This is a genomic window from Roseivirga echinicomitans, assembly GCF_001592935.1.
Taxonomy (GTDB): domain Bacteria; phylum Bacteroidota; class Bacteroidia; order Cytophagales; family Cyclobacteriaceae; genus Roseivirga; species Roseivirga echinicomitans.
Genome location: NZ_LRDB01000050.1, coordinates 162,313 through 176,259, shown reverse-complemented (window position 1 = coordinate 176,259; position 13,947 = coordinate 162,313). Strand labels below are relative to the sequence as shown.

Below are 13,947 nucleotides of genomic sequence, written 5' to 3'. Positions count from 1 at the left end.
AGCCTTAGTTTAATAAGGCTACTAGTTCTTCCACTACCTTCTTGCTGTTTCCTATAAAGATCTGACCGTCTACTATAAATACGGGGCGCTTTAGAAAAGTGTATTCCTCTAAAATGTATTTGCGGTAATCCTTTTCTCCCAAAGTCATTTCGTTGAGTCCCATCGATCTGAATTTCATTGCTTTTCTACTGAAGAGGGATTCATAAGTACCCGACATATCCTTCATCTCATCCAATTGATCAGCAGTGATGGCATTTGTTTTAATGTCTTGTTGCTCGAAACCCGATAGGTTTAAATCGTCCATAATTCGTTTGCAGGTAGAGCAAGTAGAGAGGTAGTATACTTTTTTCATTGTGCTATTTAGTGTCATTATTTAAATTTTCATTTTAAAAACTGAACATTCAGTTCACCTCCCTTTTAATTTCGTTGTAATTAAGCATTTATATTCTTTAAACTAAAAAGATCGTTGAATAGTACTAACTCTTCCACCGTACGAAAAAAAATAGAGGTCAATTGAAGCATTAGGCAATTTTTCTCTTGTATTATTTGATCGAATGCTATTATTTGTAGAATCAAAATTAACACTAACCGACTAAGAGGAGAAAACATGATGAAAAATTTAACGAAAGCTGTATTGGTTTGCTTGATGGTGACTTTGACTTCAACCGCTGTAAGAGCTCAAGGAATCACTGATCAAGACATGAAAGACTATGCCATTATTATGTTGGCACAAAAAGCTATCACGGACAAAATTAGCCCATATGTTAATGATCTGATTGAAAAGCAAGATGGAATAGATGGTAATAGATATGCGGAACTAGATGCTGCTGCAAAAGGAGATATCAATAAATTGCCTGCAGATGCAACAGATTTTGAAAAGCAATTCTACGGGATTGTTCAGAAGAGAGTTAAAGACAGAACAGATGCTGCGGGAGTCGTAGTAAACAGTTTGGCTAAATACTCATTGGGAGCATCAGCATACAACGCTGTTAAAAAAGCATACGCTAGCGGTGGAGACACTAAAGCGAAGATTGATGCAATGATGGCGGAGTTAGTAACAGAGAAACCTTAATCAACCTTAACATACTAAGTCAGAAAGGTCGCAGTGATGCGGCCTTTTTTATTTGTCTTTGATAATAAATCCGATAGTTTTTCTTTATTAGTCTAAACATTGCAAATCTTGAAACACGGACGCTTACTCTTTCTACTGGTGCTGCTTTCTTCATTAGCCTCTGCTGAGGTAAATGCTCAATTTTGGAAAAAGAAGAATAAAAGCGATGTGCAGGCTTTTACTCCAGGCGAAGCCAAAGAAAAGGAAGAGGTGAAAATGGTAAGCCCCATGCGAGAAATGCTGAACAAGTTCAATCTGCAATTAGAAAAGGGCTCTGGCTTTTTTCTGTATGAAAATGAATTGACAGATGTATCGGTAGTCCGCAACCCGAGAGGCGATCAACTTTATATTGTCCCCATTGGTCAAGAATCTACCTCTGGACCTTATCATGCATACTCTAACTGGTTCAATGACCTTACTCCAACGAGTATTTATAGAATTGATGATGATTCTCAAATTGTAAGAACAGATACCTCTTCTGTTATTTACAAAAACAGTGGAACTGTGAATCCTTTCACGTTGAGGCTTTCCTTCTCGCTAAATAAAGTGGACAAACTGAGGCTAAAAACCACGGGTGAGCGAGTAATGTCCGATAAAGAGTTTCTGCGTGTAGGAGTGGGAATTAGTTCTGGAACATTGAAATTCACCAACATGGTTAATTATCAAGAAGTAGATGATAGATTAGGCTATTTCAATGTGCCTCAAACCAAGATTTCTACCACAAAACTCTTTGCGTCATTGACTTACAACGCCTATACGTTTATGGATTTCTCTTTCATGATTGATGCAGGTGGGGGATTTTGGAAAACTAAAGCGTCAGACCTTAATCAAGATTTGGTGACTTATGACCCTTTCTTCAATGTTGGGGTTATTATGGAGAAGCAAGTTTCGAAGTATTTTAAGCTCTATCTACGCCCTTCTTTCGAGATGAGAAAATACAGTCTATCCGATGAATTCATTACCACAGCGCACTCGCTAAGCCTCTTCACTATTGATATTGGTGCACTTATTAAGTACCCAACTTATCCAAGGAATCGTCATGGAGCCAACCGTGTACAAATGGAGCATGTTTTCAACGGTAGAATCTATCGTGGAAGGTCTATATTTCAACCACAAAATCCACGTGCAGGTCAGTTCGGCCAGAACAAAAAGAAGAAAGTGAAATATGGCGGAAGAAACGATTAAAAACCGCCATTTTTAGTCTGTATTTTACCCTTTTACTCCAACAAAATTTAGTATCTTGCCACATTATATTTCGAACTATTTTTAGACTAAATGGCAGAAGGAACGAACGAAACAATCATCCCTATCAATATTGAAGATGAAATGAAGGGAGCCTACATCGACTATTCCATGTCGGTGATTATTTCAAGAGCTTTACCAGATGTAAGGGACGGCTTAAAACCCGTTCATAGAAGAGTACTCTTTGGTATGTTAGACCTTGGGGTAAACTGGAACAAATCATATAAAAAATCAGCCAGAATCGTAGGAGAGGTGCTGGGTAAGTATCACCCACATGGTGACTCATCAGTATACGACACTATGGTGCGTATGGCCCAACCTTGGTCTTTACGTTACCCGTTGGTTGACGGACAAGGAAACTTTGGTTCTGTAGATGGAGATTCTCCTGCAGCCATGCGTTATACCGAGGCCAGGCTAAGAAGAATTGCAGACGAGCTTTTAACAGATATTAATAAAGACACGGTTGATTTCCAGTTCAACTTTGATGATTCCCTAAAGGAGCCATCAGTACTTCCTGGAAAGCTTCCGAACCTATTATTGAATGGGAGTTCAGGGATTGCGGTAGGTATGGCCACCAATATGGCACCTCACAACCTTACAGAGGTAGTGAACGGTACCATCGCCTATATAGAAAACAACGATATCTCTTTAGAAGAATTGATGCAGCACATTACCGCACCAGACTTCCCAACCGGAGGAACCATTTATGGTTATACGGGTGTGAAATCTGCCTTCGAAACAGGTAGAGGTAGGGTAATGTTGAGGGCAAAGTCAGAAATTGAAACCATGCCTTCTGGGCGTGAGCGAATCATCGTTACAGAGATTCCATACATGGTCAATAAGGCCAGTATGATCGAAAAGACAGCTGCCTTAATCAATGAAAAAAGAATTGAAGGTATTTCAGATTTACGTGACGAGTCGGATCGTAATGGAATGCGTATCGTTTATGAATTGAAGAAAGATGCCATTGGCAATGTAGTATTGAACAATTTGTTCAAATACACCCAGCTGCAATCTTCTTTCAGTGTAAACAATGTAGCCCTTGTAAAAGGAAGACCTTATACACTTAATACTAAGGACCTCATCAAGTACTATGTGGAACATAGGCATGAAGTGGTAGTTCGCAGAACTCAGTTCGAACTGAATGAAGCAGAAAAAAGAGCCCACATCCTTCAGGGTTACCTTATCGCTTTAGATCATCTTGACGAAGTAATTTCCTTGATCAGAAATTCTAGAGATCCTGAAGTAGCCAAAACTGGTTTGATGGAGAAGTTTGAGCTCTCTGAAATCCAAGCCAAAGCCATTTTGGAAATGCGTCTCCAAAGACTCACAGGTCTGGAAAGAGATAAGATTCAAAAGGAATACGATGAGATCATGGAGTTGATTACCGGACTAAAAGAAATCCTTGAAAAAGAGGAGCTTAGAATGGAAATCATAAAAAATGAGTTGATAGAAATCAAAGACCGTTATGGTGATGAGCGTAGAACGGATATCATTCATTCTGCCGAAGACTTTAGTGCTGAAGACATGATTCCTAATGAGGAAATGTTGATCACTATATCTCACCTAGGTTATGTAAAAAGAACCTTGCTGTCTGAATACAGAACTCAAGGTAGAGGAGGAGTTGGCTCTAAAGGTGCTGGTTCTAAAACGGATGACTTTACTGAATACTTATTTACTGGAATGACGCACGATTACTTGCTCATTTTCACTGAGTTTGGTAAAGTGTTCTGGAAGAAAGTATGGGAATTACCAGAAGGCAGTAAAACGGCCAAAGGTCGTCCGGTACAAAACCTGATCAATATTGAAGCAGGAGATAAAATTAGAGCGGTCATTAACGTTCAAAACTTGAAAGACGAAGACTACATTAACAACAATTATGTAGTCATGTGTACTGAGCTCGGAACCATTAAAAAGACTTCTTTAGAAGCTTATTCTCGTCCACGTACCAATGGTATAAATGCCATTACAATTAACGAAGGAGATCGCTTACTTGAGGTCAAATTCACAAACGGTGATAATCACATCATTATTGGAGCTAAATCAGGTAGGGCTATTCACTTCCACGAAAGCGATGTTCGTCCAATGGGAAGAACTGCTGCTGGAGTAAGAGGGTATAGGCTTGCTAATGAAGACGACAGGGTGATTGGCATGGTATGTGTAAACAGGGAAGAGGCTAACCTATTAGTTGTGTCTGAAAACGGATATGGTAAGCGCTCACTCATCGATGATTACCGAATTACCAAAAGAGGAGGTAAGGGAGTAAAAACCATTAATGTTACCGAGAAAACAGGAAATCTTGTGGCCATTAAAGAGGTAATCGATAGCGATGACCTTATGATCATTAACAAATCAGGAATTACCATTAGAATATCAGTGGATTCCCTAAGAGTAATGGGAAGGGCCACTCAAGGTGTTAAACTTATACGCTTAAACGAAGGTGATGCTATTTCATCTGTAGAGAAGATTCAACATATCGAATCGGATACTGAAGTAGAGGAAATTGAAGGAACTGTTGAAGGAACCAACGACACACCGAAAGTTGAAGGCGGAGACCAAGACGAAAGTAAAACAGAGGAGTAAATTTTAAATTAAACAAGAAACTAGAAAACATGAAAAAGCTATTTTTTACCGCCTTGCTATTGTTTTTTGTAGCAGGGGTATACGGACAAAAGAAAGTGCTAAAAAGTGCCGACAAGGCGCTTAAGAAGGGCGAATACGCAGAAGCACTTACATTGGCCAAACAAGCCTCAGAAAATGCTGAGACTAAAGATGATCCAGAAGTATACGTGATTCTAGGGAAGGCGAAATTATATCAGTTTAAAGCTGATATGGAGCAACTTGACCTAGCAAAAGAATCGTTTGCCTATTTCAACACTGCTGTAGAAAAAGGAGACTCGGATCTTAAGGAGGATTTATATTTCCCTCCTGTAATGAACAATAATGGTGACTTTATTGGTGGTGGAGAAGGTTTTATTTTTCTTCAAAACCTTTTGAACAAAAAGGGAAACGAATACTTTGAAGTAGATGATTTTGCAGGTGCATTTAAGTACTTTGACTTATCAGCAAAGATCAAAGCGGACATTATTATGAACTTCTATGCAGGTTATAGTGCTTATAATGCTGATTTGTTCGAAAAGGCTATTCCATTTTATGTGGCGGTAGTAGAGTCAAGTGAAGAGTTTGAGAATACTAACTTCGCTTACAATGGCCTGATCGACATGTACCTGTCCAACAAAGATTTCGACAATGCTTTAAAGTATGCAAGAATGGCTCAAAAGGCGTTTCCTGAGGAAAAAGTGTACAGAGACTTTGAGATTGATATCTTGATTCAAGGTGATAAATTGGACGAAGCGATTGCTGGAATTCAAAACAATATTGACAATGGCGATAAAACTGCCATTCTATATTACACGCTTTCTTTCTTGCAGTATAACGCTCAGGATTATCCTTCGGCTTTAGAGTCGGCAAAAAAGGCCTTAGAGCTTCAACCTGATTATCCAGATGCTTCTTACGTAGTAGGTAGTGTTTACTTTAATGAAGGTGTGGATATTCTTAAAGCTGCAAACGATTTAACTGATAATGCAGCTTACGATAAGAAACGTGAAGAGGCGTATGCGAAATTCAGATTGGCATTACCTAATTTCGAGCAGGCTGAGAAGTCTAAGCCAAATGATCTATTTATACTTAATCCCTTAAGTACTGTATATGATCAATTGGGAATGGATGCTAAAAGAGATGCTATCCTTGCTAGAATTGAAGCTTTAGAAGGCGGAGAATAATACAGAGAGAAAGAGGGAGGTTTAACGATCTCCCTTCTTCTTTGATTTTATATTTAACATAATATAAATTATATAACATTCGTAGCAATTCCCGTAATACGAAGCCTGCGGAGTATTTAACATAAATGCAGTTCTTGACACAGGTTAGCTGTTCAAGAACTTCTTAGCGTTTATGTTAAGGGAACTGCGGCCTATAGTGCCAACCGCTTGTTCTATAATTCTATATTATATTAATCCCGAGAGAAACGCTCTCGTTTCTCATTGATGTTCTTGGTTCTCGTTAAGCGAGATCAATCCGAGCCATTGTTATCCAGAAGTCTCGAAGTTTAATTTTGTTTTAAATAGACGCATCTTACAATACAGCCCACGGCCACGATGTTCCAGCCCTAAATTATATATTACTCGCCCGATGTGCCTGTTCCCGTCATATAGGATTAAAATGAAGCTTAAGCAAGCGAGTATTTTTAACCTCCGGGTTTGCATTTAACAAATATAGGAAGGTGCTGAGCCTCTAAGGCAGATGAAGTTGAAAATATCCAGCAACTTATTATGGCTGATACATTCCATTTAGTAAGGTCCCGATTAAATGACCTGGCACGAAGGAACATTTGTCGCATGTCAAAGACTTTGCTAACATTCCAATTTCCAATATCTTGATTAAAGGCAATAGCATCCTCGAACATACTAACCATCCGAACAACATTGCTAACATCCCACCTACCGATGTCTTGATTAAAAGCATTAGCCATATTGAACATGCCAAACATATTCGAAACCCTGCTAACATCCCAATTCCCAATATCTTGATTAAAAGCGCCAGCTGACGTGAACATATGGCCCATGTCTGTAACATTGCCAACATTCCAGTTTCCTATATTCTGGTTGAAAGCAAAAGCATTAAGGAACATAGAAGACATATCAGTAACCTTCTTGACATTCCAACTCCCAATATCTTGATTAAAGGAACTAGCACTACGGAACATACTAGACATATCAGAGACATTGCTAACATTCCAACTTCCGATGTCTTGATTAAAAGAACGAGCATCCTCAAACATTTCACTCATAGTAGTGACACTACCAACATCCCAATTCCCAATATCATCGTTAAAAACATCAGCTCCAGCAAACATTCGATCCATACTAGTGACTTTACTAACATCCCAGTCTCCTATTTCTATATCCTTGTCGTAAGGAGAATTATTCTCGAACATAAAAGACATATCAGTGACGTTACTGACATCCCAATTGTTTAAATCGCCACTAAAATCCTCACAGGATGAAAACATACCCTGCATGTCCGTGACTCGAGATAAGTTAGGTGCATCTGGTGCGTTTTCTTTCAGGTTGCTGCAACCTGCAAACGCCCCTTGCATCGTTTCCCATACGATATTACCCCATTGTTCAATAGATGTAATGTTTGGTGAAGAGTTAGCATCTATGGCTGGAAAAATACCTGTAATAGATACCCGATGATGTCCATAGTCTGTGTAGGTATGTGAGGCACCTTCGGTTAAACCAGTTTCTGACGTTCCATCTCCCCAGTCTACATTGTAATTATATACCAGACCGGGCTTCGTATCAAAACTAATGGTTTGGCTAGGTCGTGTAATTGTCCAAATAGTAACAAAAGGGATGGTGCCTTCTTCCGCAATAGGTGCCCCATCCTGAGGCACTTCATCCTTGTTACCTCGACAAGCACTGACAACTAAAATCAGTATTAGTAAGAGTCCGAATAGATGTATAGAGCTCTTCATTCTTTTTATTTGGCTAAAAATAACAATAAAACATTTCTGTATCAGAAAATTATTTACATAGAATAAATCAACTTTGATTTTTATATCGAACATTTAAAAGGCATTGTTCTAAATTAATCGATACATTATAGTATCAAGCCCATGCCCGGGATGTGCTAATGTAAAAAGTGTGCCATTACTCCCCTCTTATAAGGCAAATGACCTCCCCTTCTTAGAATAAATACCCGCGCTAAACCCTAAGCTACTTAACACTTGCCTGCACTGCGTTTCGACAGGCAGGTAAAACTGTAAACATTATATACTATCTATTGATTGTTCTGCACGAACAAACTATCCATCATTATATTATCTTGCGAAAACTTTCAAAACAATATCATTTATCATGAGGCGAAAAATCCCAGAATCAACGCTACCAAAACTCAATCGCTCGCAAATGATTACTTCCGAAGGCTTTCAAAAATTAAAGGAAGAACATGATCACTTGTGGCGAGTTGAACGTCCAGACGTTACCGCTAAGGTCACATGGGCTGCAAGTTTGGGAGATCGTTCGGAAAATGCCGATTACCACTACAACAAAAAACGTCTTCGAGAGATTGATAATCGCGTTCGTTATTTGCGTAAATGCATTGATGACTTTAAAATTATTGAATACCACCCCAACCAAGCAGGGAAAGTAAATTTTGGTGCTTGGGTAGAAATTAAAAACGAAGAGAAAGGTCTACAAAACCGTTTTCGTATTGTTGGCTACGAAGAGTTAATAGGTAACAAAGATTATATCTCTATGGACTCCCCAATGGCTAAAGCGCTTCTTGATAAAACTGTTGGAGATGAAGTAATCGTTAAAACCAAGATGGGTGATTTCGTATGGGAAATTCTTAAAATAGAGTATCAGAAGTAGTATAACAAAATAGATCTCTTTCTTTATGACCAAATCCAAAACATTTTTGACCTATAAAAAATCAATGTCTTACACAGCACCTAGTCCTTCTTCAAATTAATCATCTCCATCAACTTAATTAACTGACTATCAATTGTTTTTAACACCTGTGCTTTATCTTCAGGAATAACAATATCAGGCACAGTGCCATTTCCATCTAGGGTTTTTCCGTTCCTTTGAAAGGACAACATGGTAGACACCTTTACTCGAATCATGGAATTCATCAGGTACAGTTCTTTTGAATTACCGCTTGAACCATCGGTTGTTTCGCCTACAATTTTAACGTTTGGTAAACCTTTAAATGCGCTTGTAAAGACCGTTGCTGCGCTAAAACTCCCTTCATTCACCAAGATATAAACAGGCTGCGTATAGGATTGACCTCCCTGATGCAAAACCATATAAAACGGACTACTAAACTTTGACGGATCCACCGATTTTTGAGGTTTGAAACTCTTATCAAACTGGTCTATGGCATTTCTATCGCTGTCCGTAAATTCTTCAGAGTGATAACTGTATAAATACCGCGCATTCATTGATTCCTCATCGGTATTCAAGGTTTTATCGGTGCGTAAATATGCCACATTTGCTACCCAAGGTGATTGTGCTGGCTGTACCACATAACTGGCCACTGTTTGAAGAATATCTCTCACCCCTCCAGGGTTATTTCTGACATCAATAATCAATGCTTTAGTGGTTGAAAAACGAGCAAACGTGTTTTGGATAAACGCTTCAAGGCCTTCTACTTCATCATAATGGTACATTTCTGGAAGATTGATGTAGCCAATATTGTGGTCTAACATTTTGCTTAACCCATCCAAGTTTCCGTTGGCTACCTGCTCACTATTCCTATGGTTCGCTTCATTCACTATTGAGCTGTATCCTTTTTCATCGGAGGTTAATTGAAAGATTTCAGTTTTTTCATTTGTACCATCGCTGAAAACTACTTGTATACTGCCTGTACTTTCTATGTTGTTATTAAATAATAGCGCACCATAATTCTCAATGGCCATGGCTCCTCTGGTGTTTTTTGCCACTGTGGGGGCTTTGGCCGCTTTATAATTATAGTTGTTGATCAAGGTTGCTACGGAGACTCCATCGATGCTTTTTAGATATGGATAGGCTTGGTAATAATAGTCGTAACCCTGCTCATCCAAATTTCGCTTTATAGCCACAAGCTTCCCTTCAATTGTCGCTACACCAAAAGGAAGTTTCAGATTATAGCTTTCATGCCCCCTGCTATTGAAGGATTCATTTTTGATGGAAGAGTGCCTATCCCCTATTTGAGCCATGATTTTGGCCATTTCGTGGGCCAACTCATTAATATCTATATCCCCATTTTTATTGGCAATAGAGGCTGATAATTTCTTTATGGCAGCTTTATAATCAAGCTCAGAAAGTTGGGCGTAGGATGACCGAGATTCCAGTATTTCCTCAAACTCTTTTAAGTCTTCAATGGCTTGCGTCTTAGTGATTTTTTGAGAACGATTGGCTTGTTCCGAATTTGCATTATACTGAAGTGCACGCTGTCTATTGGCCAAAGTAAATGTTCCTATGTATGTTTTTGAAACACCATTTTGAGACAACTGTAATTCAACTTTCACATTGGGTGCATAATGGAGACCTTCTAATACTTCCACCAAGTCTTCAGAGAAGCGCCTTTGCCATTTACCGCCAAACTCACTTTTACAAAAGGCTAAGATCTCCTCCTTGTCCAGGTGATCTAACTTTTCAAAGTGATACCATTCATTATCGAATTGAACGATGGGCTGGCCTTCTTCCCATTTTACGGCAGTGAAAGGTGATGCCTTTGTTAATTCTAGTTTTTGACCAAAAACGACTAGAGAACTGAAGCACAAAGCAATTAGAATGAAATACGATCTCATGATGGATATTTTAGTGATTTACGATCAAACGTATTTTTATTTGAGCATCAATAAAAATGAGATAGACGAACATTAGGCCTGTACAGATAAACCTAACTTTCTAACCGACTTAACAGAATATGATTTCCATATCTTTACGGGTACTTATTAGAAGTCAATATGTTGCAACTATCGCTTAAGACCATACGGAAGATTAAGATCATTTTTAACGTGACGTTAATCTCGATTGTGGTTTTCCGACTCGGAAGAAGTGCCTATTTCCTGATTCCAGATGATTGGCTATTCTTTTGGACCAGCGATGCGGTAGAGAACCTCCTATTCGCTTTGAGCGCTTATGTCTTGTACTATTACGGATTAAAACTCCATGGCATTTGGAAGAAAATCGGCTTGGCCATAGCGCTTATTATCCCCTTATTCTTATTGGCTGGGCTGAAAGATTACAGAATCCATGATGTCGTTGTTTTCGAACAAAGCTTTGAATACTTCACAAGCTTTTTAGGACATGCACTTTTGTATTACTTACTGATCTATTTCGTCAATCGACTAGAGTTTTTTAGTCGTTATCAGCAATTAGAAGATGAATTGAGCCAAGCCAAAGCACAATTACTTCGGAATCAATTGCATCCTCATTTCTTATTCAATGCTTTTAACTCGTTGTATAGTTTATCATTGAAAAACCATCCCGATACCTCTGAATATATCCTGAAACTATCGAGTATGATGCGTTATTTAACCGATGAAACGCATCACAATAAGATCCAGCTGAGGAAAGAATTAGACTTCATTCAGAAATACATCGCGATTGAAGAGATTAGATTTGGCAAGGATGCTCGGATCAAGCTGAGCATTGATGACTCCCTTGATCATGAAAAATGGATAGAACCTTTTCTCTTAATCGTACTCGTAGAGAACGCCTTTAAACATGGGTTTTACACTAATTCAAAGGGTGCATTTGTGAATATTGCTGTGACTATCGAACATAATGAACTTCTATTTATCGTAGAAAACAGTGTTTTTAAGAAGCAGCATTTTCAAGAAAGTAACAGAGAAGGAAAAGGACTTGAAAACTTAAAACAACGCTTAGCGCTGCTTTACCCTAAAAGTTCGAGTTTAGAGGTTATCAATAATGAAGAAGTCTATAGCGCAAAACTTAAAGTAACTTTGACCTAAATGGAGTTGTATAAAACCATAATCATTGATGATGAGCCTTTAGCGATTGACGTGATAGCCCACCATTTAAAGCGGTTCTCTAATTTTGAAGTCATCAAAACATTTACCGATTCGGTAGAAGCGTTTAACTTTCTCAAGGAAGGTGCTAAAGTGGACCTTGTCTTTACAGACATTGCCATGCCCGAGATTTCCGGGATCGAATTGGTAAAGCTTTCCCGTGCCAATACTCAGTTTATCATCACGACTTCCTTTAGTGAATATGCTGTGGAGAGTTTTGATTTAGAAGTGGTGGATTACCTATTGAAACCCATTTCCTTTGAGCGTTTTGCCAAAGCCATTTCACGCTTTGAAAGCTTGCGAAACAATGAGCAGTCAAACACTCTAGCCCCCTCCTTTTTTGTAAAGGAAGGGGATGAATTTGTGAAGATTTTGGTGAAGGACATTGACTATATAGAAGGCTTGAAAGACTACGCTAAAATTGTGATTGGGAACAACCATTGTTTGGCTTTAAAAACGCTCAAGTCAATCGAAGAAACACTGGGTGCTTATCAATTTATGAGAATCCATAAATCATACATTGTTCCATTGTCCAAAATAAGCCAGTACAATGGAAGGTGTGTGCTCATCAACAATACTGAAATTCCCGTGGGCAGCAGTTACCGAGAGGCCTTAAAGGCTTATTTGAATAGTAATAAACTGTAAGGCCACACCACTCCTATTCTTTGTCTATGCTCAGCGGATAAGGGCCAACCGCTTGTTCTATCATCAGATATTAACTTGACCAGTTGAGTTCTATATTAAGGTGTGTGTTACCAAAACTTTTCTTTTCACTTACACGCTACTTAGAACTTATAAAAAACTAATATTGATAACATTTTATGAGATGAAAAATATCAAAAAAAATAATGGGCTGATTTCAAATAGAAGATATGTGTTAATCAATCTTCTAATCAGAAAAGAGAAAAACTTCCTCCTCATTATTGCCGTTAGTTTTTTGCTGTCAGGGATCTTTTATCCATACCCGGCCATTGCCATGTGGATTGGTTTTGCATTAGCGGCTTATTCTGCTGTTGCCAACGACAGCATCCAGACCATTGGCACTTTCATCTCCTCTAATGGGGACAAAAAGTGGTGGTTATTGTGGCTCTATATAGGCTCTATCTTTCTTATTACCGTGACCATAAGCTGGGTAATCAATGATGGTGATGTCACGTACCAAAGATTAGCCTCAAAAGGATTTTCAGAAGCACCTGCCTCGTTTAATTTTTTACAAATAGCCGCACCAATATTTCTGCTGATCATTACCAGATTAAGGATGCCCGTCTCCACTACTTTTTTACTGTTAAGTTCTTTTACGACAGCCACAGGATCTATCTTAAAAGTATTCGAAAAAAGCGTAATAGGTTATTTGATTGCTTTTGCTTTGGCCTTTTTGATTTGGATCACCCTTAATAAATTGATGAAAGGGGTCTTCAAAGGCAAAGCGCATGTGGGCTGGACAGTATTTCAATGGGTCACAAGTGGATTCCTTTGGGCGCTATGGATTATGCAAGATGCGGCCAACATAGCGGTGTTTTTGCCTCGAAGTCTGAGCATAGGCGAGTTTATTGCTTTTGGGAGTACCATCTTCTTCGGCTTGGGTTTGATTTTCTTTTTGAAAGGCGACAAAATACAACAGGTGATCGATGAAAAGTCTGATGTTAAGGATGTACGGCCTGCCACAATTATCGACCTTGTTTATGCCCTCATTCTCATTTGGTTTACTTGGGTAAACACGATTCCAATGAGTACTACCTGGGTTTTCATAGGTCTATTGGGAGGTCGGGAACTGGGAATAAGAATCAGGAATAAAGACAAGCTGAAAAAAACCTATCGCTTAATATTGAAAGACTTGTCCTATGTATTAATTGGCTTATTAATCTCCATTTTGGTGGCCATTGCTGCTAACGAGACGCTCAGAGAAGAACTATTACAGACACTGAATGCAAATTAACCTTAAAGCATAAAGGCTCCAATATCAGCGCTTTCTTAAAACTTTAATAAAGCTATAGATCATCACCCTGGG

The 13,947-nt window shown here is 38.7% G+C and carries 11 protein-coding genes; 8 read left to right on the top strand and 3 right to left on the bottom strand.

What is annotated here, in order from left to right:
* Window positions 1–4 precede the first annotated feature (4 nt).
* Complete coding sequence (locus tag AWN68_RS14935) at window positions 5–352, bottom strand: arsenate reductase family protein (protein WP_068417359.1); 348 nt, start codon at window positions 350–352, stop codon at window positions 5–7.
* A 255-nt stretch (window positions 353–607) separates the two neighbouring features.
* Between AWN68_RS14935 and AWN68_RS14930 the strand changes: the two genes are divergently transcribed.
* The 4 genes from AWN68_RS14930 to AWN68_RS14915 all read left to right on the top strand — a co-directional run bounded on the left by AWN68_RS14930 (window position 608) and on the right by AWN68_RS14915 (window position 6,135).
* The gene (locus tag AWN68_RS14930) at window positions 608–1,072 is read left to right on the top strand and encodes a hypothetical protein (protein WP_068417356.1); all 465 of its coding nucleotides are present in this window, start codon (window positions 608–610) and stop codon (window positions 1,070–1,072) included.
* Between the two features lie 108 nt (window positions 1,073–1,180).
* Window positions 1,181–2,296 (top strand): hypothetical protein, encoded by a 1,116-nt coding sequence (locus AWN68_RS14925; RefSeq protein WP_157716247.1) that lies wholly within the window; start codon window positions 1,181–1,183, stop codon window positions 2,294–2,296.
* A 90-nt stretch (window positions 2,297–2,386) separates the two neighbouring features.
* Entirely contained in the window at window positions 2,387–4,936 is a 2,550-nt protein-coding gene (gene gyrA / locus AWN68_RS14920) for a DNA gyrase subunit A (RefSeq protein WP_068417351.1), read from the top strand.
* Between the two features lie 29 nt (window positions 4,937–4,965).
* Complete coding sequence (locus AWN68_RS14915) at window positions 4,966–6,135, top strand: tetratricopeptide repeat protein (RefSeq protein ID WP_068417350.1); 1,170 nt, start codon at window positions 4,966–4,968, stop codon at window positions 6,133–6,135.
* 464 nt (window positions 6,136–6,599) lie between these two features.
* Here AWN68_RS14915 and AWN68_RS14910 read toward each other — a convergent pair whose 3' ends face one another.
* Window positions 6,600–7,811 carry a BspA family leucine-rich repeat surface protein gene (locus AWN68_RS14910; RefSeq protein ID WP_172796074.1) on the bottom strand — a complete coding sequence of 404 codons (1,212 nt, stop codon included), beginning with the start codon at window positions 7,809–7,811 and terminating at the stop codon, window positions 6,600–6,602.
* Window positions 7,812–8,274: 463 nt separating this feature from the next.
* Here AWN68_RS14910 and greB point away from each other — a divergent pair, with 463 nt between their 5' ends.
* Complete coding sequence (gene greB / locus AWN68_RS14905) at window positions 8,275–8,790, top strand: transcription elongation factor GreB (RefSeq protein WP_068417340.1); 516 nt, start codon at window positions 8,275–8,277, stop codon at window positions 8,788–8,790.
* 80 nt (window positions 8,791–8,870) lie between these two features.
* Here the strand turns inward: greB and AWN68_RS14900 are convergent, their stop codons facing one another.
* Entirely contained in the window at window positions 8,871–10,712 is a 1,842-nt protein-coding gene (locus tag AWN68_RS14900; protein ID WP_068417338.1) for a S41 family peptidase, read from the bottom strand.
* A 159-nt stretch (window positions 10,713–10,871) separates the two neighbouring features.
* Between AWN68_RS14900 and AWN68_RS14895 the strand changes: the two genes are divergently transcribed.
* From AWN68_RS14895 to AWN68_RS14885, 3 genes are all read left to right on the top strand, one after another.
* On the top strand, window positions 10,872–11,882 hold the full coding sequence (locus AWN68_RS14895; RefSeq protein ID WP_068417335.1) for a sensor histidine kinase: 1,011 nt from the start codon (window positions 10,872–10,874) through the stop codon (window positions 11,880–11,882).
* Window positions 11,883–12,584 (top strand): LytR/AlgR family response regulator transcription factor, encoded by a 702-nt coding sequence (locus AWN68_RS14890; protein WP_068417333.1) that lies wholly within the window; start codon window positions 11,883–11,885, stop codon window positions 12,582–12,584.
* A gap of 181 nt (window positions 12,585–12,765) precedes the next feature.
* Window positions 12,766–13,875, top strand: coding sequence for a hypothetical protein (locus AWN68_RS14885; RefSeq protein WP_068417331.1), 1,110 nt, complete (start codon window positions 12,766–12,768; stop codon window positions 13,873–13,875).
* Window positions 13,876–13,947 lie beyond the last annotated feature (72 nt).